The sequence below is a fragment of the Amycolatopsis sp. NPDC051372 genome, assembly GCF_040682095.1.
In the GTDB taxonomy this organism is placed as follows: domain Bacteria; phylum Actinomycetota; class Actinomycetes; order Mycobacteriales; family Pseudonocardiaceae; genus Amycolatopsis.
Map to the genome: position 1 here is coordinate 178363 of NZ_JBFBAF010000009.1, position 23484 is coordinate 201846.

Below are 23484 nucleotides of genomic sequence, written 5' to 3' on the forward strand. Positions count from 1 at the left end.
TCAGCGCCCGGGGTCCACGTCGAGCACGGTTTCCGCCCACACCGTCTTGCCGGTGGCACTCGGTGTCTGACCCCAGGAATGGCTGAGGCCCTCGATCAGGTACAAGCCGCGGCCGCCCTCCGCGGTCGGCGTGCGGGGGGTCGCGAGCTCGGCGCTGCCGTCGGACACCTCGACCCGGACGAATCCCTGGCGGTGCCGCAACCGCACCAGAACCGGCGGGGCACCGTGTTTCAGCGCGTTGGACGCCAGCTCGTCCAGCACCGCGATCACGTCGTCGACCTGCTCGGCGACGGCGTACCGCAGGTGTTTCCTGGCCCAGGACCTGAGGTGGGCCAGCTCGTGAACGGAGCCGTTCAGGGAAAGAGTGACCGCCTCCAGTTCCATGCCACCCCTCCGCTTTGTGCCCATTCGCTGCCCAAGACCACCGTGTATTCCGCCGGCTGCGGGCTACCCGCGAACTGACGCCGCCAACCCCGGTAACGCACGGTAGACGAGCCAACCGAAAGCCGTGATGCCGGGACCCCGTGTGGTCCAAGTGAACGTGGCCGGGAAACCGTCCGCCGTGTCACGCCCCGAGCAAGGGTCCGCCGATGTCCGAGCTCAATCGCGCCGCCGCAGTGCGCCGGACGGGAGCGCCCACAGGACCACGAAGAGCACCAGCACGAGCCCTGCGACGACCGCCGCTGTCGTCGCCGCGGCCGCGAGCAGGACGGCGCTCAGGTGCTGAGACGCCCGGTCGGCCGCACCCACCGTCCGACGCTCGGCTTCGAACTCGGTCATCGGACGGGGTTATCCGGCCCGCGTGCAGGGTAGCCCGACGGGGAACCGGCCCCGTTCTCGTTCACCGAGCACGAGCCGACGACCACAGCGGCAGCGCTGAACGCCGGCCGCAGAGGAGGGACCGATGATCGAAGTGACCCGCGTGGTCGACGCGCCGCCTTCGGCGGTGTTCGGCGTGCTCGCCGACGGCTGGACCTACTCCGGCTGGGTGGTCGGCAGTGCCCACATCCGCGACGTCGAGGCCCCGTGGCCCGCAGTCGGGGCGCGACTGCACCACAGCGTCGGCGTCTGGCCCCTGCAACTCGAGGACACCACCGTCGTCCTGGCCGTCACGCCGGGCGAATCATTGCGGATGGAGGCCCAGGGCTGGCCCTTCGGCACGGCGGAAGTCGAGGTGACGCTCACCCCCCACGGTGGCGGCACGCTCGTGCGCATGGGCGAACGAGCCTTGCGGGGCCCGGGAAAGCTGTTGCCCGAGGCCGTCCAGGCGGTATTTCTGCGCCCGCGTAACCGCGAGTCGCTGGCCCGGCTAGCCGCACTGGCGGAGGGCCGCGCGCGGAAGACCACCGAGCCGTGAGTCCTCAGTGGACGAAATCCCTCAGCCGTACACCACGCGGTTCGCCGCCTTGATGAGCGCCGCGTACCCATCGCCGAAAATTCCATTGCGGGCCAACGCCGCGCGGGCCGCATTGGCTCCCGGGCCGCCGTGGACGGCGCCGCCGGGGTGAGCGGACGCGCCCGCGAGGTAGAGGCGGTCCACGGGGGTGTCGGCGCGGCCGAGGCCGGGCACAGGACGGAAGAACAGCTGCTGGTGGATCGCCGTCGTGCCGCCGTTGATGGCTCCGCCGACCAGGCTCGGGTCGTGGTCGGCCAGTTCCGCCGGCCCCTGGACGTAGCGGTCCAAAATCCGGTCGCGGAAGCCCGGGGCCTGGCATTCGATCGAGTCCTCGATGGCCGCCGCCCGCCCGGCCAGCGCCGACGGCGTCGCGACCGACCCCCGCGGCACGTGCGTGTAAGCCCACACCGCTTCCGTTCCGGAAGGTGACCGGGTCGGGTCGGCCGTGGTCATCTGGCCCAGCAACAGGAACGGCCGCCTCGGCACGCGGCCGCGGGCGAGCTCCGCGCCGAACGCCGCCAACCCGTCCTCGTCACAGCCCAAGTGAACGGTCCCGGCACCCGCGGCCTCGTGCGCGGTCCACGGCACCGGGCCGGACAGCGCCCAGTCGACCTTCACCGTCGCACTGTCCCATTCGAACCCGCTGAGGTCGTTCACCAACCGGGCCGGCAGCCACTCCGGCGCGACCAGTTTCCCGTACAACGCGGGCGCCGGCACATCGGCCAGCACTGCCCGCCGCGCGCGTATGGCGTCGCCGTCGGCACACCGCACACCCACCGCGCGCCCATCTGCCACGAGAATCTCGGTCACCTCGCGTCCACAGTGGAGGGAACCACGGTCTCCCAACCGCTTCACCAGCGCCGCCACCAGCTCCCCCGCACCACCTTCGGGCACCGGGAACCCGACATCCTGCGCCAGCATCGCCAGCAGCCACCCGAATACCGCGCTGCCCGCATTGTCCACCGACAGGTCGCTGTGCGCGGCGTTGCCCTCCAGCAGCAACCGCGCGCCCGCACCGGAAAACCGTTCCTCGGCGAACCGGCGCACGGGCAGCGTCAGCATCCGCGCGAGGCGCAGGGCTTCGGCGGTGCCGGTGCGCCGCAGCAACCGCGCCGCAGGGCGTACGGGTGGGAAGGGCGTGAACAACGCGTCGAGCAGCCGGTCCCGCAGCTGCTGCCACTGCGCGAACAACGCCTGCCAAGCCTCGCCGTCCCCGGCGGCGAACCGGTCCACCGACGCCGCCGTGCGGTCGACGTCGCGGGACAGCACGGCGCACCGGTTGCCCGGCAGCACGTGCGCGAGGACTTCGGGTGCGTGCCGCCAGCGCAGGCCGTGCTCCTCGAGCCCCAGCCCCCGCACGATCGGCGAGGCCGCCGACATCGGGAAAAACGCGCTGCACAGGTCGTTGCGGAAGCCCGGCGCGGTCACCTCCGCGGTGCGCACCGCCCCGCCCGGCGTGTCCGTGGCCTCCAGCACCAGCACGTCCCAGCCGGCGTCGGCCAGCAGGTTTGCGGCGACGAGCCCGTTGTGCCCGGCCCCGACCACGATCGCGTCGACGGTCTCCACCACGCCCCCTCACGCCTGCGACTGATGCGTCGGCCGCAGGCGCCCGAGTGCACGCACCCGCGTGCGCCACCCGGCGCTCGCCCGTGCCAGCGGTGGTGAGGCGCCGGCCGCCTTGGCGCGCAGCCCGTCGACAAGTTCCGCCAGTGTGTCCTCGGTGCTGTGCCGCGGCTGCCAGCCCAGCACCACCTCCGCCCGGGTCGTGTCCACGAGCGCCGCCCGGTCGGCCAGTTCGAGCCACCCTGGATGCAGCGGCTGCAGTCCGGCCGTCCACGCGACCCGGGCCACGAACCGCGCGACCGACTTGCGCACGGGCACGCGCGCGCCACCGAAGAGCCGCGCAAGCGCATTCGCGTCCAGCACATCCGGCGCGGCCAGGTTGAACGGCCCGACTGCACGCTGCTCGAGGATGAGCCGCAAGGCCGAAGCCACATCGTCGGAGTGCACCGCCTGCACGCGCAAACCGTCCCACAGGGGAACGGGCAGTAGCCGGCCGCCGAGCAGCCCGGGCGAGATCAACGGCCCCAGCAGCCACCGCGTGAACTCCCCCGCCGCGGGCCGCTGCAGCACCGCGCACGGCCGGATCCGCGCCAGCTCGATCTCGGGATGCGTCTCGACGAACGCGTCGAGCACCTCCTCCAGCTCCGCTTTGCCGCGACTGTAGGCACTGGCCGGGACTCCCGCGCGCGGGAACTCCTCCGCCACCTTCTCATCACGCGGCCCGGGCCCGTACGCGGCGACTGACGACGCGCACACCACGTGCCCGACCCCCGCTTTCGCTGCGGCGTCGAGCACGTGGCGGGTCCCGTCCTGATTGGTGCGCCACATTGCCGGTTCGTCCCACACCGGCGAGATCGCCCACGCGAGGTGCACGACCGCGTCGGCTCCGGCGAACGCGCGCGCCAGCGCCTCCTCGGCGCCAGGCTCCCCCAGGTCGAGGTGCAGCCAGGACACGTTGGCGTAAGGCTCCGCGGTGAGGTCCGGGACGCGCCGCGCAACGCCGGTGACCTCCCACGAGGAGTCCAGCTCACGCAGCAGCGCCGTCCCGATGTTTCCGCTCGCGCCGGTGATCACGATTCGCACGCTGCAGGACTACCCCGGCGCGGCGCGTGGTAACCCGCACGCTCACACGTCGGCCGAACCCGGCTTCATCATCTTCCCCGCTGTGCGGCCTTGACCTCGTCCGGCAGCATCCGCGAACCGGCGGCCATCACCTTGTTCTTGGCCCCGGCCACGATCGTGTCGTCGCCGGCCATGAGCGCGGCGATTCCGGCTTCCGCGACGTCGGCCGCACTGTCTTTCGGACCCGCGCCGGTCATTGCGTCCTCCATGTCGGCGCGCGCTCGAAGAACTCGGTGTCGGTCGGGCCGGGAGCGGTCCCCGCGACCGACGACGTGAACAGCACCCGGCCGCGCCCCCGCTCCACCATGTCCGGCACGAGCTGCTTCGCGAGGTGCACAAGAGCGCACGTTCAGGTCCACCACGGTCAGCTGGTCGTCGAGCCGGGTGTCGCCTGCGAATTCGCCGTTGATGCCGGCCCCCGCGTTGACGGCGAGCGCCTCGCCCGGGGCGCTGTCGCGGCGACGTGTGCGACGAGTTCCTCCATGCCTTCGGGCCGCGCGAGGTCCGCCCGCACCTGCTCTACCGCCGCACTGCCGGACCGCACCTGCTCGGCCAGCTCGTCGTCCTCGCTGGTGAGCACGACGTCGAAGTCGTGCTGGGCGAACTGCGGCTTGCACGACGTGCACCCCTTTCCGGGCCTTGCCCGGGTGTCGGCCGGCTTTTCTTGACCCCTCACCGGCCGTCTTGGCCGTTGCCGGCAGCTGGTCGGACCGGGATTCGGCTTCCGCGGCTCGACCGCGGTCGCGACACCGCTGAAGGCACGCGTTTCATGTCAGCTCCCCCGAAACCAAAAGGTGTTCCGGCAATCGATCTGAGGACGACCTTCCGGCGCGGTCTCAGGTCCGGTACGGGCCGTGGTCCTCGATGTCCGGGCTCACTCGCGGGTAAGGGCCGGCCTGGCCGGGTACCGGAGCGACGGTCGTCGGCTGCCACGCCGCGTCGGCGGCCGTGGGTTCGTGGCCGTGTTCGGACGGCGGACCCGGCTGCGGGCCGGGGGCCGCCCGGGTGGCGTCGCGCTCCTGCAGGCTGGTCTCGACCAACTCGTCCTCCCGCCGCCGGGCCAGCGCGACCAGCGTGAACCCGTGGATCACCGCCAGCAGCAGGAGGAACACGCCCACGCGACCGACCACCGCCGCGGTCGAACCCGACCAGGTCGGGCCCACCACGGAGAGCAGCGCGAGGGCGCCGATCGCGACGAGGTGGAAGACCGCCACCACCATTCGCGCCATCGAACCGGTCGCCTCGTTGCCGGTCGAGCCCCGCAGATATCGCCGGCCGCCGCGGTAGAGAACCTGGCCGTCGGCCACCACCAAGATCAGTCCGATGACCAGGAAGCCCAAGAGATCGTTGTCGGGCATCGTGTCCTCCTCGTTTCAGGAGGGGTACCCGCGAACTACGGTGCGACGGGGCTTCGGGCCGGTTGTTCACCGGATCGAGCGGCCGCGCGATCTGCTCTGTCACCACCGTGCACAACTCCGGTCAGCCCAGCTGTGGCACGTCTCCCGGGAAGCTGATCGGCAGTTCGTAGGGGCCGCGAGCCGAGCGGCCGCCGTTCAGCCGGCCGTGGAAGTACATGTGGCCGGCGACGACGTCGGCGCCGCCGGGGGCGTCGGCTTTGCCAGCGAGGAGGTCGGTCGAGAAGAACTGGGCGTCGGCCTTGACGAAGGGGCCGGTCAGGGTGTGCCCGCCAACGACGGTGACATCGACCCGCAGACCTTCCTCGACTCCGACGGACGGCACGCGGTACCTGCTCTTCCACTCCGCGGACACTTTTCAAATCACCACCGACCACACCTGCTCTGCCCCCTCCGGCTTCGCCCACGACCGTGTTTCACACCGGCGAAACCGTCTGGCGGTCGCCACCGCCGCCCTGGTGCTCCTGCTCGCGCACGGCCCCGCTGCGTGGGCGGCGAGCGTCCCGAAGTTGCTGATCGGCCAGGACTTCCCGGACCCGGACGTCGTCAAGACGGACCAGGGCTACTTCGCGTTCTCGACGAACACCGCGTCGGGCACGATCCCGGTCGTGACGTCGTCCTCTCCTGAAGGCCCGTGGCGCGTCACCGGTGACGCGTTGGCAGCCGCGCTGGAGACCTCACCCACGGGTTGGCTCGGCACACCTTGCCGTCTGCGACGACAGGCCACACCGCAGACGGATCGGCGCCGTCGAGCCGCGCGACGTAGGTGTCCGAAAGCCCGAACGTCTGCTGCATCATCACCGGCGCGAGCGCACCGTCGGCCGGACACCCGGCATGGCCGTGCCCGAGTGCGTGGCCGACTTCGTGGTTGACGGCGTACTGCCGGTATTCGGCGAGGTGACCGTCGAACGCATGCGTGCCGCGGCATCGACGCCGCGAGCCCCACCGCGAAGACCAGGCAGCCACCATGGCGTCGTCCAGCTCGTCCAGTACCTCGACCGCGTCGGCGCAGAACGCGTCGACGACCGACGGTGCGAACTGCCGGCGCGGTCCCGGCGCCATTCCGCATTGTCGAACTGTCCGAGCTTCGGAACGCAGTTCACCAGTTCGGCCTCGCCTGCTACCCGTCAACCAGCCCGAGCTGCTGGAGAAGCCCGAGGTCGTCGAGCCGGCCCCAGCGCTCGACGATCCGGTCACCCGAGATCCGGAAGACGTTGATGCCGCGCAGCGTCAAGGTTTTGCCGGAGCCGGGCACACCCATCAGCTCGCCACGGTGCGTGCCGCTCGCGGTGAACACCTCGACCACGATGTCGCCCTCCGCGATGAGCCGGTCCAGGCCGCTGTGCCAGTCCGGCAGGGCCTGCCGGAACGTGGTGGCTGCCACGCGCATGCCCTCGGGTCCCCCCGGAGCGCCCGGGAACGGCGGGTCGTGGTTGACGAAGCTCGGGTCGAGGTAGCGTTCGACGGCGCTGAGGTCGCCCTTGGTGAACAGTTCCTGGATGAACGCGTCTACAAGATGCTTGTTGTGTTCTGTAGTCATGCCGCTCATTGTCTGGCCCCACCGGTACCCAAACCATCCCAACGATCTGGGATTTCCCTTTCCGTCGCTCGCGAGTGACACTGTGGACATGGCGAGATCCGGCCGCGCCGAGCAGGACCTCCTTCGGCTGTGTCACTGTGGCATGGACCGCGAGGGCGTGCGGCGCGAGGTGCTCCGGGCGCTGCGCCGACTGATCCCGAACGACGCGGCATTCCTGGCGACGGCGGATCCGGAGACGCTGCTGTTCACAGGAGCGTGGCCGGACGAGCCGCTCGGCACGGTAACGCAGCTGTTCCTGGACAACGAGTTCGGCCGGGACGACGTGAACAAGTTCGCCACCCTGGCCACCGCTGCACGGCCGGTGGCCAGCTTGGACTCCACGACCCGCCGCGACCGGCCGGCCAGCGAACGCTACCGCGAGATCATGCGCCCGCTCGGTCTCGGCGATGAGCTGCGGGCCGCGCTGATCGCGGGTGGCCAGTGCTGGGGCTACCTGTGCCTGCATCGCGAAGACCATGAACTTGGCTTCACCGCGACAGAAGCGGCCACCCTCGCGCGCGTTTCCCCACACATCGCGCAGGCCCTGCGCAACACCATGCTGCTGTCCGGCTCCCCGGCCGCCGCCCCCGCACTGCGGCCCGGAGTCGTGCTACTCGCTGACGACCTCAGCACGATCGCCATGACCCCGGAAGCCGAGCACCTGCTCTCGATGCTCGAGCCCGGTCACCTGCCACTGCCCGTCGCGGTCTACAGCGTCGCGGCGGCCCTTCGCGGCCTCGAGCGGCACCCCGCGGGCCCGCTACCCAGCACCCGGGTCCGCACCCGCGCCGGACCCTGGCTCAACCTGCACGCCTCCCGCCTTGCCGGGCCGCCCGACGCCGCGCACATCACCGTCGTCGCGGAACCCGTGGAGCCCCGCGCCGCCGTGCCGCTCATGCTCTCCGCGCACGGACTCACCGCGCGCGAGGCCGAGGTTGCCACCCTCGTACTGCGCGGCAACCCGACCCGCACGATTTCCGCGACCCTGCACATCTCCGCGCACACCGTGCAAGATCATCTCAAGGCCGTCTTCGACAAGACCGGCGTCCGCAGCCGACGCGACCTCGTCGCCCTCCTGCTGAGCCCGCCACCGCCCTGACTGGCCATCGCGTGCGTCCCTCGACGAACTTCCTCACGCTCCTGACGACGCGCCCTGATCAGCTCCTGAGTCGCCATCGGTCGGCCTCCCACATCCGGAGCCGCCGCGACAGCCGGTAGCCCACAACGGCGGCCACCATCGGCACGGCGACCGCAGCCCGGGTCTTGACGAAATCGAGCACAACGGATTACCCGGCCGTGGCCCGGTACTGACATCGGCGCCCACCGAACCACCAACGCGACCACTTCTCACCGATATCGGTCGTGAATCGGGAAAGTGAACCGTGCGCACGGCGGTAGCGGCGATGCCCGTCGTCGCAGAAACCGTAGCTCTGGCGGTCAGAAGCGGTCGTGCTTCCGCTGGCGCGTTGTGCTGTGGTCGGCGGCTATCCGTGCGTGGTGCTTGACCTGCATCCGGGTGTGCTGCCGTAATCTCGCGTCACGGAGTCATCACGGGGTGGGGTGCAGGAGCAGTTCGGCGATCGTTCGCACGCGGGCACGGGTGATGCCGGTGCGTTGTTCGACTGCCAGTGGGTGGTCGGTGGGCTCGAGTTCCACGGTTGGCCGGACGCCGACGGGCTGACTGTGCAGGTTCGTTTTCAGGTTCAGGGTTGTCGGCTCGTAGGTGGGGAGTTCGGTGGCGAGCCATCCGAAGTAGGGCGGCTCCTGCACTCGCTCCGGCTTGTCCCACAGTTCGGTGACGCGGGCGAAGTTGGCCTCGCTGAGCGACACCCACACGCCCCATTCGAAGTCGTCGCCGGCATCCGTGGTCGGCAGGACCAGGCGAGCCCTGATGAAGAAATGCTCTCCATCGATCACGCATTGCTCGTCACCGAGGATGCTGTCAGGTTTGCCGGCCAGGCCGTCGTGCCAGTAGGCCGGTGCGAATGTGCCATAGCCCAACGGGAGCTCGTCGTGGTGCTGGCCGCAGCATGAGCAGTCGAACCCCAGGTCGGTCGTCATGGCGCACAGCATAGGCATGCCTCGCACAGCCTTGATCGATCCGGTCTCGGCCTGGGCCGCCATCGGTGCAGCACCTGCTCATTGAGGTCGACAGGTCAAGGGTGGGTCCGCCCCTCCGACTACGTCAACAGTTGTGAAACGGCCGGTGTGCCGGTCCGCCAAGGCCGATCCGGCCACTGTGGACAACTTGCCGGGCGTGGAACGCGTGCGAGCGCGATCGCCGAAGGAGCCGGGTTCATCAGCGCTTTCCCGGGCACCCCTGTCTGGCTGATGGATCACTGCCCTTGGTGATCAACGGGCCGCACGCCGAATGCTGCACCGGATGGACGATCACGTTGAGCTACGCATTGCCGGTCAGGTAGTCGGTGGGGGTGCACCCGCTGAGGCTGCGGAAATCGCGGTTGGAGTCCGGCGCCCCCGGCCGTGCGCAACGTGAAGGCCTCCGAGGAGCCTCGGTTCCCCGTCGACCACCGGGCTGAAGCCTCGAACCCCGTTGCGCCAGCACGGGCAGGTGTGGCTGAGATGCTGTTTCTTCATGCTCGAGGTGTCCGCCCTGTCCGACGGCCAGGTGCCCGGCCTCCGTCGTCCGTCAGGGCAGGTCTGTCGGGCAAGTCATCAACCCGGTGGCCTCGTCAGGAACTGACCTCGTGAGCACAGCCGACGCGTGCGCCGATCACATCCGCACGTACCGGGCGATGTCTTCCCGGAACTCTGTCAGGGCCTGTTCGGTGAGGGTGGGCCGGGTGTCGGCGATGGCGGTGAGGTAATCCTCGGTGCCGGCGGGGGCGCCGCGGCCGTGGACGACATCACGTTCGAACGCGGCCTGGGCTCCTTTGCGAGCAGCGAACTCGATGTCGGCGGGGGTGAACATCTCGCTCGCCGCCACGAGCCGCTCCAGCTCGACGCCTCCGGCCACGGGGCCGAGGTACCGCCGCCAGATCGCCGCCCGCGCCGCCGGGTCCGGGGGACCGACCGGGAGAACGTAGTCGAACCGGCCCGGGCGCAGGAACGCCGGATCGAGAGAGCGGACGGAGTTGGTGGCGCAGATCAGCAGGCGGTCGTCGTGGTCGCGGAAGCCCGGGATCAGTTTGAGCAGCTCGTTGGTGACTCCGTGGCCAGGATCGACGGCCAGCCCGGACCGGACGCCGGCGATCTCCTCGACTTCGTCGATGAACAGCACAACGGTCTCGAGGTCGGCCAGGTCGGCGAACGTGTCGCGCAGTGAGGTGGCCAAGCCTCCGGCTCCCGACGACGCGAGCCTGGAGGGGAACAGCTCCACGAACGGCCATTCCAGCCGGGAGGCAACCGCTTTGGCGAAGCTGGTCTTGCCCGTACCCGGCGGCCCGAAGAGGATGACCGCCTTCGGCGGCACGACGCCGTACCGGTCCGCCAGCACGGGCTTGGCCAGCGGCAGCACGATCCGCCGCTCGATGGTTTCCTTCTCCCGCTCCATCCCGGCGAGATCGGTCCACAGTCCCCGCGGGAGAACCCGCCCGCCGAGCTCCGCGAGCAGACCCGCGTCGCTGGCGCCGAGATGCTCGACCTTTTCGTAGAAGATCAACCCGGGGCGAGCCGGATAGCCGGAGTTTTCCAGAGCCGCGGTTCCCGTCGCGCCGGGCGGGAGCAGCGCACTGATCCGGCGGATCCCCTGCTCCCTCAGCCGCCGCTCGAGTTCGCCGATCAGGGAGCTGCCGATCCCCCGGTTGCGCCACCGCCGGGCGAGCGACACCCCCGTGATCCAGGCCCGCTCCCCCTGTGCCTGCGCGACCGCCATCCCCACCAGGTCATCGCCGACCACCGCCACCACGACAACGCCGGTCCGGGTCGCAGCCATGACCTCCGAAATCGGGAACACCGGAGGCGAGTCGCCCGCCTGCCGGTCCTGATCCCAGAGCTGGATGGCGCGGTCCAGATCGTCGTCGTGGAAATCCCGCAAACGCCACGTCGGCACCATCAGCACGGTACCGGCCACCGCGCCTGGTGTGCGAGGCCGAACGTCCCGGAGCGCCGCGCTCGGCTATTCGAACCCTCGCAACACCGCCGGCGCACCGGCACGGGCGAACTTTGAAGGTGCCCAGGCCAACGTCGGTTACCAATCGGTAGCCGTGGCCAAGGAGGCAGGACGTGACCCGGTTTCACTTCACCACGGCTTGAGAACTCCACCGAATCGCCGCCGAGCGCGGCGGCCGACCAGCGGGCGGCCCTGGTGCCGATCACTACTTCTCGAACCAACGACACTTCCGAACGGACGGCCAGCAGCAGTCAGGAAGGCGTCAGGTGTCCCGCGGCGGAAAATCAGCGCTCATCGGCATCGCCTCCGTACCCACGCTGAGGTGCCGGATCAGCCAGGTTCGACGTCAGCGGATCCGGCCGACACAACGTCTCCGACAGCGGCAGGCCATCTCTCTCGGCAACGGTCCGACGCACCCGCAATTCGGCGCGGGTCCGCGGACGGTACTTGGGCTCCTTCTCGCACCCGCATGCCGATCGCCCTTCGTAGCGCAACCCTTCGCCCAAGACCGCGGTCAGCACAGACCATCCGCGGACATCACGCCTCGGCGGCGGGGCGAAGTCTCGGCCGGCACACGTGAGGGGCCGGGCGCAGTTCGGGCACAAGTGCTCCTGCCGCACCGCAGCCGGTTCCGCAGTTTCGACCGCCACGACCACGTTCGACCAGCTCGCGGCCGGCTGCCAACCCCCGACAGACCTGCTCCAGCGCGTACCGGCAGAAGGCTTCCAGGGCGTCTTGCAGCCAGACCGTTGGGCTGACCGCTTGACCGGTACAACCCCGCCGCGTCAAGGACGCGCCTGGCGCGACGACCTGGAGGTCATCGAGGGCGCCTTGCACGCCTGGAACGACGATCCGTGCACCAAGGAACCTGGCTCCGGCGCACGGACACCTACTCGACGTCACCGACGACGCTGCAGCGTCCGGAGGGTGTCGGCTACGGAGCCCGATCGAAGACGTCGCAAGTGCCGGGGCCACGGTCCGATGTCTCCGACACCGAGATCGCCATCACCTGATCGAAGGGGAATCCGGTGAACGTGAACGTCGCCCCGGCGTCTTGCCCGCCGATCGTCTTGTGCTGCGTGCTGGGGCGCTCATCGAAGGTCTCGGCGAAGACGGTCCAATTCGCGGGGCCCGGGTAGGTGACGTGGACATCGAACCCACCGGCGGTCGCCGTCGCGGTCGCTGTGTACGGGTCGCAGATCAGTTGCTCGAGGTTCTCGACGTGCGCGTGCAGCAGGCCTGCCGCACGCAGGATGGGCGCCTCGCCGGTGCCGCCGTCGGTTGCCGTGGCCGACGACGTCGCCGCGTCGTGGGCGGCTCGGAACGGCTGCAGACTCTCCGCTCGACGAGCGTTTGCGCCGACCCCGACTATCACGACGACCAGCACCGCCCCGATGATCCACGGCCAGCGCCGCCTCGCTCTGGACGCTGGTTGTGGCGGGACCAACGGGTGTGAGTTGGACACTGGTGCTCCTTCGCTGACATCAACACGACATGGTCGGTCCGACCGCACCCGGCGTTACCGGCCACCACCGGGAATTCGGCGCCCCGCGCCCCAGGGCCTCCCTCCGACGAGCAGCGCGCCGGCAGCGGACAACACGAGGCGGCCGTCGGGCAGCCGCCGCGGGCGAACAACGGCGCTGGCCAGAGCACGTTCACGCCCACGGGCAGCGCGACGCTGACCGCGAGCCACGCGGTAGACGAGAGCGGCGTCGAGTGAGCGGATTCACTACGCGGTCTCGATCAGGAGTTGGGGCAGATTCGCCTGCGCCGAGACTCTCCCCGACGACAAAGGCCGACCTGGGCTGCTTCCGCAACCGGACCGAGCACCCCGAATGGGCCTGCCCCCGGACTCGACGAGTCGCTCGGAGTCCGCTTCGGACACCGGCGGCACGACCTGGCTACCGGCCACCTCGGCACGTCACTGGATCACCGTGATACCCGCGCAATAGATGGTCGCGCCGACCCCCTTGGCCACGGCGGTCGGAGCTCCAAGCGGGCCGGCTGAGAATCCGCTGCTCGACGCGCCCGGGCACCGGCTCCGTCGAGTCTCCGGGCTGCTCGGCGGCCCGAAGAACCCTGACGATCCAACGGACCTGCGCTCCGGGATGCACCGGCTGTTCGCCGATCTCGAGCACGTCCTCGCCCTGCCGGGAGCCACGATCGCAGACGTGATCGACGTCGACAAGTTCCTCGTCGACGTCGACCGAGCCGACCGCGGCTCCGGGTGGTCCTGTTCAACGGAGTCCGCCGAGCACCGAGGTCAGCTCGCCCCGGCTGTTCACCCCGAGCTTGTCGTAGATCGCCTTGAGGTGGTCCGCGACGGTGTGGCGGGTGATGAACAAGGCGCTCGCCAGCTCGAGATTCGTGAGCCCTTGCACCGCCAGCGCTGCGACTTCCCGCTCGCGCGCGGACAACTTGTGCGCCCGCATCAACAGCGGACGTAAATCCGCCTGGCATGCGGGTTCGATCGTCACTGCGATGGCCCCGTCGCCGAGCGCCGAGCTTCCGGACAACCTCGCCGCGCGCACGACAAGCCAGGTTCCGTCGTCGGCGCGGATGCGCAGCTGGGGGGTCGAGGGTGGCAGGACATCGGGACCGAGCCGGGCAGCGATCGCGTAGACGAATCCGGGGAGCGGATCGCCCCCAGGTGCGGGCTGCGGGAGGCGGGAGAGCCAGCGGTCCGCCTCCGGCGTCGACGCCACCGGGGCGAGGCCGCGATCGAGGATCAGCGTTCCGGCCTCGTCGCCGCTCGGCCGCCCGCCCGCCGGATCGATCGTGCTCCGCCGCAGGCGGCGGCCCAGGGTCGGCACGATCTTCCTGACCGCGTCGACGTCGGCCGTGGTGAACCGGCGACCGTCGTGATCGCGGAACAGGTGCAGTAGCCCCCAGCAGGCGCCGTCCGCGGTGAGGGCGACGGAGAGCCCATCACGTAGTACGCCCGGCTGCCCCATCTCCCACCAGTACGACTCAGGCCATGGCACACCGTCGGCGTCGACGCTCGTGAAGGCAAAGCCCCTATCGGTCAATTCCCGGGTCGCAGATCCTCGTGCAGGCGCAGATCACCAGCCTGATCACCCAAGGCGCCTTCGCCGACCTGCCCGAGCTTCGGGTGACCTTGCTGGAATGCGGGTTCTCGTGGCTGCCGGCCCTGCTGTGGCGGTTCGACAAGGACTGGAAGGGCGTCTGGCGCGAAGTGCCCTGGCTGACCGGCAAACCCTCGGAGGTCGCGCGGCGGCACCTGCGGCTCACCACGGCGCCGGCGCACCTGCCGCAGGATCCGCTCCAGGTCAGGCAGGCGCTCGACCTCTTCGACGCGGGCACCATGCTGATGTACGCGAGCGATCACCCCCACGACCACGGCACCGGCGGGCAGCGGCTACTGGCGGCACTGACCGACGGCGAACGGGAGCGGGTCCTGGCCGGCAACGCCGACGCCTGGTACTCGTTCGGCCTGTGATTCTCGAGGGTTTCGCGGACCGCTCCGTCATCACTCCCGCGGGCGGCCGGGTCAACGTCCGCATCGCGGGCCCGAGATCGACGAGGTGTACCGGCCCCATCACCTCGACGGCACAGCGGCGGCTCACCATGCCCACCACGGCAGAGAAACTCAGCTCAGGGGCCATTTCCGTCGATGTAGACGGGTCCGAGTCGCCTCTCAGGACGTCACCGCGGCGGCGCCGGCCGGAGCGGGGAAACCTCCTACGGCTTGCTCGTAGGTGTGGGCGACGCGCAGGACGGTGGCGTCGTCGAACCGCTTGCCGATGATCATCATGCCGGCGGGCAGGCCGTCCACGAGGCCGGCGGGGACGCTGCAGGCCGGGTGCCCGGTCACGTCGAAGGGCGCGGTGTTGCCGATCATCGACAGCGCCGTGTCCAGGTAGTCGGCAAGAGACACGTCCGGCGACGGCAGCTCCCGCGCGACGTAAGGCAGCGTCGGCATCACGAGGACGTCGTACTCGGCCAGTGCCGCGTCGTAGGCGTCGCGCAATTCGTACGAGAGGTTGCGCGCCATGGCGTAGTACTTGCCGCCGCCGAGTTCGAAGGTGTAGCGGCCCGAGAGGCCGACGAGCTGGACCGTCTTGGACAGGTCGCGACCGCGCGCGACCCGGCCCTGGGCGTAGTGCGCGATCAGCTCGGGGTCGTACTGGCCCCAGGTGCCCATTCCGTACCCGTGGCCCTCGATCATCTGGTAGGCGGCGCCTTCGGTCGCGATCACGTTCCACACCGCCATGGCGTCGAGGTGCCACGGGACCGAGACCTCGTCAGCGGTCAGCCCGGCCGACCGCAGCACCTCCACGGCGCCCCGGACCGCGTCGTCGACGCCGGTCAGTGACACAGGTGTGGCGAATCCTTCCCGCACGACGCCGACCCGCAGACCAGAAGCGCTCTCGCGCAGGGCGGCGACGTAGTCGACCGGATCGAGGACTGACGGCTGGCGGGAGTCGTAGCCGTCGACACCGGCCAGCACGCCCAGCATCAGCGCCGCGTCTCCCACCGTGCGCGTCATCGGCCCGAGGTGGTCGATGGTCTGCTCGATCGGGAAGGCACCGGTGTAGGGCACCAAGCCGTACGTCGGCTTGTGTCCCACGATCCCGGTGAACGACGCCGGGATCCGCACGGAGCCGCCCTGGTCCCCGCCCACCGCCAGGTCGACGTCGCCGTTCGCCACCAGTGCGGCGCTGCCGCTCGAGGAACCACCCGCGTTGCGCGAGAGGTCCCACGGGTTGCGCACCGGCCCCGGCCACGACGTGAAACTGCCCCCGGAGAAACACAGGTCTTCACACGTCGACTTGCCGGAGATGGTGGCGCCCGCGGCCAGCAGCCGGCGCACGACCGTGGCGTCCCGCCTCGGCACGAAGCCGTCCATCGACGCCGATCCGTTGACCATCGGAATCCCGGCCACGGCGACGTTGTCCTTCACCGCGACCGTCCGGCCCGCCAACGAGCCTTCCGCCGTCTCGCTGATCGCGGTCCGCACCGACCAGGCGTTGAACGGATTGTCCGCCGGCAGCGCGAACTCACGCACGGGTGCCTCGGGCGCGGACCTGCGGTAGAGCCGCTCGACCTCCTCCGACGCCGCCAGCGTCCCCTCGACCGCCGGGACGAACTCCCCGACCTCGGCCTGGGTCAAGTCGAATCCGTAGTGCTGCGACAGAGCCGCGAGCCTTACCGCATCGGGCACAGGAATGGCCATGACCGCTCCCTCGAGGTCGGCGATGGGGTCGAACCTAGGGACGATCGGCCGGCACGTCAACGCGGATCGAGCCGACCCGGGGTTTCGGTAATGGGTTCTGTTGCGGAGCAGGGCAGGCCTACAGAGCGTCAGATCCGCGTTCGCCGGTGCGGACGCGGACGACGGTTTCCACCGGGGTGACCCAGATCTTGCCGTCGCCGATCTTGCCGGTGTGGGCGGTCTCGCGCACCGTGCGCAGCACCGCCTCGACCTGGTCGTCATCGAGGAGGATTTCCAGGCGGAGCTTCGTGATGAAGTCGATCGCGTATTCGGCGCCGCGGTAGATCTCGGTGTGGCCTTTCTGCCGGCCGTATCCGCGGACCTCGGTGACCGTCATGCCCGCGATGCCGAGTTCCTCCAGGGCAACCCGGACGTCGTCGAGCACGAACGGTTTGACGACGGCGGTCAGCAGCTTCATCGAGTCTCCTCGCGTGCCGGCCGGTGCGATCCCGGGGCACCGGCGGGCACGCTGCCCCGGCGTCCGGATTGGACTGCCAGCTCATACGCGCCTTCGGCGTGCTCGGCCTCGTCGACACCGTCGATCTCAGCCTCGCGGTCGAGCCGGAATCCCATGAACTTGTGCATGACCCAGCCGATCAGGAAGGTCACGACCAGCGAGTACCCTAGTACTGCGAACGTCCCGGCCGCTTGGCGCCACAGCTGGTCGAGTCCGCCGCCGTAGAACAGGCCGTCGACCCCCTGTGGATCCACGCTGACGGTCGCGAACAGGCCGATCAGCAGTGTCCCGATCAAGCCGCCGATGCCGTGCACCGCGACCACATCCAGTGCGTCGTCGAACCCGAACCGGTACTTCAGTCCCACGGCGAACGAACACGCCACCCCCGCCACCAGGCCGATCGCGATCGCGCCGAGCGGTTCGACGTAGGCACACCCGGGCGTGATCCCCACCAGCCCGGCCACCGCACCGGACGCGGCGCCGAGGGTGGTCGGTTTCCCGTCGCGGAACTGCTCGACGAGCAGCCAGCCCAACACCGCGACCGCCCCCGCGACGGTGGTGTTCAAGAACGACGTGGCGGCCAAGTTCTTCGCCACCAGCGCGGAGCCGGCGTTGAAGCCGAACCAGCCGAACCACAGCAGCCCGGCGCCGAACATCACGAAAGGCAGGTTGTGCGGCCGGGCGGCCTGCCTCGGCCAGCCGTGGCGGCGACCGAGCACGATCGCCAGCGCCAGCGCGGCGGCACCGGAATTCACCTCGACGACGGTGCCGCCCGCGAAGTCCAGCACGTGCAGCTTGCTCGCGATCCACCCGTCGGGTGCGAAGACCCAGTGCGCCACCGGCAGGTAGACCAGAGTGACCCACACGACGGAAAACACCGTCCACGTCCAGAACCGCGCCCGCTCGGCGATCGCGCCGGCCAGCAGCGCCACCGTGACGACCGCGAACATCATCTGGAAGGCGACGAACGCGAACAGCGGCACCTTGTTCCCTGCCGGCCCGATCGTCTGCTCCGCGATCCCGCGCAGACCGGCCAGCCGCAGATCGCCGAGCAGCCCGCCGAACCAATCGGCGCCGAACGCGAGCGAATACCCGTAGACCACCCAGACGAGGCCGACGGTCGCGAGACAGATGAACGTCATCGCCATCACGTTCAACACACTCCGCGCGCGGACCATCCCGCCGTAGAACAGCGCGAGACCCGGCGTCATCAGCATCACCAGTGCCGCGCTGACGAGCAACCACGCCGTGCTTCCCGTATCCACCACGCCCGTACGTCTCCTCATCTCGCCGACCCGCGGCAGGAAGCTAACCGGGCGGTGTTACCGGCATGTTTCCGCTGTGAGTCCACCGCCTACTCCGAACGCGACAAAACGGCTGAATCGGATCCGGCGGTTCGTCACCGACAGCGGCGGGTATCGCGAGACCATCCTCGTGGGGTGTTTCGCCGGCGACTACCGCGGGTAAGCGCTGGTCACGACAGAGGAGGAGCCATGCCCGAGCAGAGCTGGAGTGACAAGCGCGAACGTCAGTACGAGCACATCAAGTCGTCGCAGAAGAAGCGTGGCGCCAGTACGGGTCGGGCGAAGGAGATCGCCGCGCGGACGGTCAACAAGAACCGCGCTCAGTCCGGCGAATCCCGCACGGCCAGCAAGAGCTCGACGCAGGACATGTCCCCGCAAAAGCGTGGCGGGAAGCGGTCGGGGAACCGGCAGGGCCCGGGCGGGCCGACCAAGGAGCAGCTGTACAACGAGGCCAAGAAGCGCAACATCAAGGGGCGCTCCACCATGACGAAAAAGGAGCTGCAATCCGCCCTCGGCCGCTGAGGACACGTGGCTGAGTTTCCACTGGCTGGACCCCATTGCGCACAAACAGCCGGGGCAGTCCACTCGGCGAGGACACCCACTCCGGAAGGGGACTCGCCATGTCCGTCACCGACGAACTCCTGGCCAACAACGCCCGCTACGCCGAGCAGTTCTCCGGCCCCCTCCCCTTGCCGCCGGCCAAACACGTCGCGGTGGTGGCGTGCATGGACGCGCGCATCAACGTCTACGCCGTGCTCGGCCTCAACGAGGGCGAGGCGCACGTGATCCGCAACGCCGGCGGCGTGATCACCGAGGACGAGATCCGCTCGCTCGCCATCAGCCAGCGCCTGCTCGGCACCGAGGAAATCATCCTCATCCACCACACCGATTGCGGCATGCTCACCTTCACCGACGACCAGTTCAAGAAGTCCATTCAGGACGATACCGGCGTCAAGCCCGCGTGGGCCGCCGAGGCGTTCGCCGACCTGGACGAGGACGTCCGCCAGTCGATCGCCCGGATCGAGAACTCGCCGTTCATCCCCGCGAAGGCGTCCGTGCGGGGATTCGTGTTCGACGTGACCACCGGAAAACTCCACGAAATCCGGCGATTCCCGGCTCAGCCGGACTCGTCCGGCGCCTGATGGTCGGTACCGGCGGGCTCGACTCCGGGAACCGCGCTACCGCAGGTAGACACCGAAGATGGCCATGGAAGCACGCCGGAACCGGTTCCGGCCGAGGGCGTAGTCGCCAGCAAGGAGGTAATCACCGGTTCCTGATCAGCCGGGCGTGGTCTCGCCGCCGAGAGCGGCGAGGACCTCGCCGCTGTAGTACGACGAAAGCCGGTTCGCGGCGAGGAAAACGTACGAGGGCGCCAGTTCGTCGGGGTGCGCCGCGCGGTTGAACGGCACCTGCGAGCCGAAGCTTTCGACCTTCTCGGGTGGGAACGTCGAGGGAATGAGGGGCGTCCACACCGGACCCGGCGCCACGCAGTTCACGCGGATGCCGCGCTCGGCCAATGCCTGGGCCATCGAGTACGTCCACGCGTGGATCGCGCCCTTGGTGGCCGAGTAGTCGATCAGGGACTTGTTGCCGCGCAAGCCGTTGACCGAGCCGGTGTTGATGATCGACGAGCCCTCGCCCAGGTGCGGCAGCGCGGCGGCGGTCACGCGGAAGTAGCTGTGCATGTTCACGTCGAACGTGCGCAACCACTGCTCGTCGCTGAGCTCCTCCGGCGAGTCCACCGGCCACTGCACCGCCGCGTTGTTCACGAGCAGATCGAGGCCGCCGAGCCGGTCGAGAGTGCGGGCGACGACGTCCCGGCACTGCTGCGCGTCCGCGAGATCCCCGGGCAGCAGCAGGCATTCGCGGCCCTCGGCCTCCACGCGGCTCGCCGTGTACTTCGCGTCGTCGTGTTCTTCCAGGTAGGCGATGGCGACGTCGGCGCCCTCCTTGGCGAACGCGATCGCCACCGCGCGGCCGATGCCCGAGTCGCCTCCGGTGATCAGCGCGCGGCGCCCGTCGAGGAGCCCGCTGCCGGTGTAGTCGGCCATGATGTCCCGCGGCCGGGGCTCCATGTCCTCCGTGACGCCGGGTGGTTCCTGCTGCTGCGGTGGGCGCTGTGCGTCGGACATGGGATCTCCTGTGCGGTCAGGGCGTCGGTACGCTCCCCGGTTACCCCGCGCCGTGCGATTCAAAGCAGGGGAATCGGACGATGCTCGCGGATCAGTTCGGTGCCGCGTTCGTAGTCCTCGTCGGCGTTGTACGTGAGCACGCCGAGCGCGGTGCCGCGGCGCTCGTACCAGACGGTGAACCCGCCGTCGACCGACACCGGCCGGGCGTCGTCGAAGCCGTCGCCCCAGGCCGCGTACTTCAGCACGTGATCGCCGATTTCCGACCAGAACCCGGGGACCGCGTCCCAGACCGTTTCCGCGCCCGCCGCCGAACGGCCCGCGACCTCACCCATCGCGAGTCCCTCGCCCCAGTGCTTGACGGCCAGCGCGCGCCCGGCCGAGGGGTTGTAGGCCAGCGCGACGTCGCCGGCCGCGTAGACGTCCGGGCGGCTGGTGCGCAGGCGCTGGTCGGTGCGCACACGACCGTTTTCCACAGTGAGCCCGGCCTTTTCGGCGAGCTCCACACACGGCCGGGCGCCGGTGGCGAGCAGGATCAGGTCGGTGTCGAGCGCGGGCGCGAGTCCCGTGTGGACACGGTGCCCTTCGGTGACCGCGTCGAGCGGCGTTTCACGCAGCACGCTGACGCCCTCGGACTTGAGCCAGTGCAGGATCAGCTCACCGGCGTCGCGCCCGAGACGTTGCCGCTGCGGCACGGAATCGGGACACAGCATCGTCACCTGGACCCCGAGGCGCGACAACGACACCGCGGCCTCGCAGCCGATGAAGCCGGCCCCACCACGACGGCGCTGCGAGCGGCACCGGCCGCGGCTCGCAGTTCGCGGGAACTCGTCAGCGACCGCAGGCAGCGCACGTCCGGGTGGTCCGCGCCGGGAATCGGTGGACGGACGGGTTCCGCGCCGGTCGCCAGCACGCAGCGGGTGAACGGGTGGATCACGCCGGATTCGGTGCGGATCTCGTGCTCGCCGAGTTCCGCCACGGGATCGCCCAGGACGAGTTCCACGTCCGGGCCCGGATCGTCGAGGGCGAGGTCCGGCTCGCCGGACTCGCCGCGCAGGAAGTCCTTCGACAGCGGCGGCCGCGCGTAGGGCGGGCCCGGGTCCGCGGACACCACCCGCACCCGGCCCCTCCCGCCGGCTTCGCGGTAGGCCCGCGCGGCGGTGATGCCCGCCTGGCCGCTGCCGATCACGACCAGGGTTTCGTCCGTCATACCGTGCGGTTACCCCGTCGTGCCGAGGTTCTCGCGCGCCGCTTCGAGGTCGGCGACGAACTCCGCCCGGGCCGTCTCACGGTCGGGCGCGCGCAGAACCGCCGACGGGTGCACGGTCGCGACGGCGACGTCGAACAGCCCGGCGAATTCCTCGGAGGGATCCAGGGGCCGGCCCCGCTGATTCGTGATCCGGAACGCCGTGCCGTAGACCGACTGAGCCGCGGTGGCGCCCAGCAGCAGCACCAGCCGAGGGCGCACGGCCCGCAGCTCCGCGACCAGCCACGGCCGGCACGCCACGACCTCGGTGCGCGAGGGCTTCTCGTGGATGCGCCGCTTGCCGCGTTCGGTGAACTTGAAGTGCTTCACGGCGTTCGTGACGTACAGCGCCTCCCGGTCGAACCCGGCCTCGGCGAGCGCGTCGTCGAGCAGACGGCCGGCCGGGCCGACGAAGGGTTTGCCCTGCTTGTCCTCCTGATCACCGGGTTGTTCCCCGGCAACGAAAACCTCGGCCCCGCGCGGCCCCTCGCCGAACACCGTCCGGTTCGCGGAGCGGTACAGCGCACACCCTGTGCAGTCGGCGGCGGCACGGCGCAGCCGGGTGAGATCGGTCGAGTCCGGGGGCGCGGCTCCCTGCGGCGACGGCATAGGCGATCGGGTTCCCGTTCGGTGAACGGCGGAAACCTCCGTTCGGGTGTAAGCCGTCCCGACCGGGGTACACCGAACGGATGAGACTTGCCGTATTGGACATCGGGTCCAATTCCGCCCAGTTACAGGCGGTGGACGTGTCCGCCGCGGCGCCGCCACTGCCCGCGCACGCGGTGAAGGAGCCGACATTGCTGGCCGAGGAGCTGTTGCTCAACGGCGCGCTGAGTGAAACCGGTGTCACGCGGGCGGCCGAGGCGGTCGGCCGGGCCGTGGACGCGGCCGTGCGCATGGGCGTCGACCAGCTCTACCCCCTCATCACGGCGGCGATCCGCGACGCCGCCAACCGCGATGAGGTCATCAACCGCATCGAGGCCGAGTCCGGCATCCGCCCGCAGTTCCTCTCGGGTGAGGAAGAGGCCCGCCTGACGTATCTCGCCGCGCGCCGCTGGTACGGCTGGTCGGCCGGGCGGCTGCTACTCGTCGACATCGGCGGCGGGTCGATGGAGCTGGTGCTGGGCCGCGACGTCGAGCCCGAGCTGGCGCTCTCGCTGCCACTGGGCGCCGGGCGGCTCACCCGCGAGTTCCTGACCGCCGATCCGCCGACGGGCAAGCAGGTGAAGGCGGTGCGCCGGCACACCCGCGACACGCTGTCGGAGGTGCTCGACCGCCTGCGCTGGGAAGGCCTGCCGCGGCGGGTTGTCGCCACCTCCAAGACGTTCAAGCAGCTGGCCCGCCTCGCCGGCGCGGCCCCGCAGCGCAAGGGACCGTTCGTGGCGCGTGAGCTGGAGGTGGCCTCGCTGCGGGAGTGGATTCCGCGGCTGGCCGAGGTCTCGGCGGCCAAGCGCGCCTGCCTCCGCGGTATTTCGCGCTCACGCGCGCGCCAAGTTGTGGCCGGCGCGCTCAGCGCGGAGGTGACGCTGTCGGCGCTGGACGTGAAGCGTGTCGAGATCTGCCCGTGGGCGCTTCGGGAAGGGATTCTGCTGCGCCACCTGGAACGGGTGGCGGAGATTCCGACCCTGCCGCTCACGCCGCTGTCCCGGCACCCGGACGCAACCGTCCGGACGCTGCGCACCGCTGAGGAGCAACCGTCGTCGTGATCCGGTTCGGCAGCCTCGCCCCACACCGGAGACCCGGGCCGCCGACCGACACCAGCGACACCACGGAGGTCCTATGAGTACCCGAATGGTCATCAGGCCCGACAGCACCCCCCTCGAGTGCGAGATCTGCGGCCAGACCGCGCTGCACGTGGCCCGGCTCGTCACCGAGGGCGGGGGTGAGATCGGGCAGACGGTGGTCTGCACGTCCTGCCGCCACCGCCGCCGCGTCGACAACGAGCGGTAATCCACATCGGACCCA

The 23484-nt window shown here is 70.1% G+C and carries 26 protein-coding genes and 1 pseudogene; 7 read left to right on the plus strand and 20 right to left on the minus strand.

Annotated elements, in window-relative coordinates; translation table 11 throughout:
* Positions 1 to 384, minus strand: coding sequence for an ATP-binding protein (locus AB0M56_RS16225; protein WP_364176146.1), 384 nt, complete (start codon positions 382 to 384; stop codon positions 1 to 3).
* Positions 385 to 600: 216 nt separating this feature from the next.
* Positions 601 to 780: a hypothetical protein gene (locus AB0M56_RS16230; protein WP_364176148.1), complete on the minus strand. Its 180-nt coding sequence runs from the start codon at positions 778 to 780 to the stop codon at positions 601 to 603.
* A gap of 124 nt (positions 781 to 904) precedes the next feature.
* On the opposite strand from AB0M56_RS16230, the gene AB0M56_RS16235 reads away from it, so the two are divergent.
* Positions 905 to 1357 carry an SRPBCC family protein gene (locus AB0M56_RS16235; protein ID WP_364176151.1) on the plus strand — a complete coding sequence of 151 codons (453 nt, stop codon included), beginning with the start codon at positions 905 to 907 and terminating at the stop codon, positions 1355 to 1357.
* Between the two features lie 21 nt (positions 1358 to 1378).
* Here AB0M56_RS16235 and AB0M56_RS16240 read toward each other — a convergent pair whose 3' ends face one another.
* From AB0M56_RS16240 to AB0M56_RS16275, 8 genes are all read right to left on the minus strand, one after another.
* A complete protein-coding gene (locus AB0M56_RS16240; protein ID WP_364176154.1) occupies positions 1379 to 2962 on the minus strand; it encodes an NAD(P)/FAD-dependent oxidoreductase in 1584 nt (527 codons plus the stop codon).
* Positions 2963 to 2971: 9 nt separating this feature from the next.
* A complete protein-coding gene (locus tag AB0M56_RS16245) occupies positions 2972 to 4042 on the minus strand; it encodes an NAD-dependent epimerase/dehydratase family protein (RefSeq protein ID WP_364176157.1) in 1071 nt (356 codons plus the stop codon).
* A gap of 68 nt (positions 4043 to 4110) precedes the next feature.
* Complete coding sequence (locus AB0M56_RS16250) at positions 4111 to 4278, minus strand: hypothetical protein (protein ID WP_364176160.1); 168 nt, start codon at positions 4276 to 4278, stop codon at positions 4111 to 4113.
* 167 nt (positions 4279 to 4445) lie between these two features.
* Complete coding sequence (locus AB0M56_RS16255; protein ID WP_364176163.1) at positions 4446 to 4757, minus strand: hypothetical protein; 312 nt, start codon at positions 4755 to 4757, stop codon at positions 4446 to 4448.
* 160 nt (positions 4758 to 4917) lie between these two features.
* Complete coding sequence (locus AB0M56_RS16260; RefSeq protein ID WP_364176165.1) at positions 4918 to 5439, minus strand: hypothetical protein; 522 nt, start codon at positions 5437 to 5439, stop codon at positions 4918 to 4920.
* A gap of 121 nt (positions 5440 to 5560) precedes the next feature.
* Positions 5561 to 5821, minus strand: coding sequence for a hypothetical protein (locus AB0M56_RS16265; RefSeq protein ID WP_364176168.1), 261 nt, complete (start codon positions 5819 to 5821; stop codon positions 5561 to 5563).
* Positions 5822 to 6138: 317 nt separating this feature from the next.
* Positions 6139 to 6558, minus strand: a complete 420-nt coding sequence (locus tag AB0M56_RS16270; RefSeq protein ID WP_364176171.1) for a DUF3152 domain-containing protein — start codon at positions 6556 to 6558, stop codon at positions 6139 to 6141.
* A gap of 58 nt (positions 6559 to 6616) precedes the next feature.
* Entirely contained in the window at positions 6617 to 7036 is a 420-nt protein-coding gene (locus AB0M56_RS16275) for an ester cyclase (RefSeq protein ID WP_364176174.1), read from the minus strand.
* 88 nt (positions 7037 to 7124) lie between these two features.
* Here AB0M56_RS16275 and AB0M56_RS16280 point away from each other — a divergent pair, with 88 nt between their 5' ends.
* Positions 7125 to 8174 carry a LuxR C-terminal-related transcriptional regulator gene (locus AB0M56_RS16280; RefSeq protein ID WP_364176177.1) on the plus strand — a complete coding sequence of 350 codons (1050 nt, stop codon included), beginning with the start codon at positions 7125 to 7127 and terminating at the stop codon, positions 8172 to 8174.
* Positions 8175 to 8623: 449 nt separating this feature from the next.
* On the opposite strand, the gene AB0M56_RS16285 is transcribed toward AB0M56_RS16280, so the two are convergent.
* The 4 genes from AB0M56_RS16285 to AB0M56_RS16300 all read right to left on the minus strand — a co-directional run bounded on the left by AB0M56_RS16285 (position 8624) and on the right by AB0M56_RS16300 (position 14101).
* The gene (locus AB0M56_RS16285) at positions 8624 to 9136 is read right to left on the minus strand and encodes a DUF2199 domain-containing protein (protein ID WP_364176180.1); all 513 of its coding nucleotides are present in this window, start codon (positions 9134 to 9136) and stop codon (positions 8624 to 8626) included.
* Between the two features lie 673 nt (positions 9137 to 9809).
* Positions 9810 to 11108 carry a GNAT family N-acetyltransferase gene (locus AB0M56_RS16290; RefSeq protein WP_364176183.1) on the minus strand — a complete coding sequence of 433 codons (1299 nt, stop codon included), beginning with the start codon at positions 11106 to 11108 and terminating at the stop codon, positions 9810 to 9812.
* A gap of 973 nt (positions 11109 to 12081) precedes the next feature.
* Positions 12082 to 12534 (minus strand): hypothetical protein, encoded by a 453-nt coding sequence (locus AB0M56_RS16295; RefSeq protein WP_364176185.1) that lies wholly within the window; start codon positions 12532 to 12534, stop codon positions 12082 to 12084.
* A gap of 850 nt (positions 12535 to 13384) precedes the next feature.
* Positions 13385 to 14101 (minus strand): helix-turn-helix transcriptional regulator, encoded by a 717-nt coding sequence (locus tag AB0M56_RS16300; RefSeq protein ID WP_364176188.1) that lies wholly within the window; start codon positions 14099 to 14101, stop codon positions 13385 to 13387.
* 95 nt (positions 14102 to 14196) lie between these two features.
* On the opposite strand from AB0M56_RS16300, the gene AB0M56_RS16305 reads away from it, so the two are divergent.
* Positions 14197 to 14607, plus strand: a complete 411-nt coding sequence (locus AB0M56_RS16305; protein WP_364176191.1) for an amidohydrolase family protein — start codon at positions 14197 to 14199, stop codon at positions 14605 to 14607.
* Between the two features lie 198 nt (positions 14608 to 14805).
* Here AB0M56_RS16305 and AB0M56_RS16310 read toward each other — a convergent pair whose 3' ends face one another.
* From AB0M56_RS16310 to AB0M56_RS16320, 3 genes are all read right to left on the minus strand, one after another.
* On the minus strand, positions 14806 to 16344 hold the full coding sequence (locus AB0M56_RS16310; protein ID WP_364176194.1) for an amidase: 1539 nt from the start codon (positions 16342 to 16344) through the stop codon (positions 14806 to 14808).
* A gap of 118 nt (positions 16345 to 16462) precedes the next feature.
* On the minus strand, positions 16463 to 16801 hold the full coding sequence (locus AB0M56_RS16315; RefSeq protein ID WP_364176197.1) for a P-II family nitrogen regulator: 339 nt from the start codon (positions 16799 to 16801) through the stop codon (positions 16463 to 16465).
* A complete protein-coding gene (locus AB0M56_RS16320; RefSeq protein WP_364176200.1) occupies positions 16798 to 18108 on the minus strand; it encodes an ammonium transporter in 1311 nt (436 codons plus the stop codon). The genes AB0M56_RS16315 and AB0M56_RS16320 overlap by 4 nt, the downstream gene beginning before the upstream one ends.
* A gap of 225 nt (positions 18109 to 18333) precedes the next feature.
* Between AB0M56_RS16320 and AB0M56_RS16325 the strand changes: the two genes are divergently transcribed.
* Both AB0M56_RS16325 and AB0M56_RS16330 read left to right on the plus strand, forming a co-directional pair.
* Entirely contained in the window at positions 18334 to 18666 is a 333-nt protein-coding gene (locus AB0M56_RS16325; RefSeq protein WP_364176202.1) for a plasmid stabilization protein, read from the plus strand.
* Between the two features lie 98 nt (positions 18667 to 18764).
* Positions 18765 to 19286, plus strand: a complete 522-nt coding sequence (locus AB0M56_RS16330; protein ID WP_364176204.1) for a carbonic anhydrase — start codon at positions 18765 to 18767, stop codon at positions 19284 to 19286.
* 135 nt (positions 19287 to 19421) lie between these two features.
* Here the strand turns inward: AB0M56_RS16330 and AB0M56_RS16335 are convergent, their stop codons facing one another.
* The 3 genes and pseudogenes from AB0M56_RS16335 to AB0M56_RS16345 form a co-directional block, all read right to left on the minus strand.
* On the minus strand, positions 19422 to 20276 hold the full coding sequence (locus AB0M56_RS16335) for an SDR family oxidoreductase (protein WP_364176207.1): 855 nt from the start codon (positions 20274 to 20276) through the stop codon (positions 19422 to 19424).
* 59 nt (positions 20277 to 20335) lie between these two features.
* Positions 20336 to 21483, minus strand: a pseudogene (locus AB0M56_RS16340) (FAD/NAD(P)-binding oxidoreductase).
* A gap of 9 nt (positions 21484 to 21492) precedes the next feature.
* Positions 21493 to 22128: a UdgX family uracil-DNA binding protein gene (locus AB0M56_RS16345; RefSeq protein WP_364176210.1), complete on the minus strand. Its 636-nt coding sequence runs from the start codon at positions 22126 to 22128 to the stop codon at positions 21493 to 21495.
* Between the two features lie 80 nt (positions 22129 to 22208).
* On the opposite strand from AB0M56_RS16345, the gene AB0M56_RS16350 reads away from it, so the two are divergent.
* Positions 22209 to 23225 carry a hypothetical protein gene (locus tag AB0M56_RS16350; protein WP_364176213.1) on the plus strand — a complete coding sequence of 339 codons (1017 nt, stop codon included), beginning with the start codon at positions 22209 to 22211 and terminating at the stop codon, positions 23223 to 23225.
* A gap of 73 nt (positions 23226 to 23298) precedes the next feature.
* Positions 23299 to 23469 (plus strand): hypothetical protein, encoded by a 171-nt coding sequence (locus AB0M56_RS16355; protein ID WP_364176215.1) that lies wholly within the window; start codon positions 23299 to 23301, stop codon positions 23467 to 23469.
* The last annotated feature ends 15 nt before the right edge of the window (positions 23470 to 23484 follow it).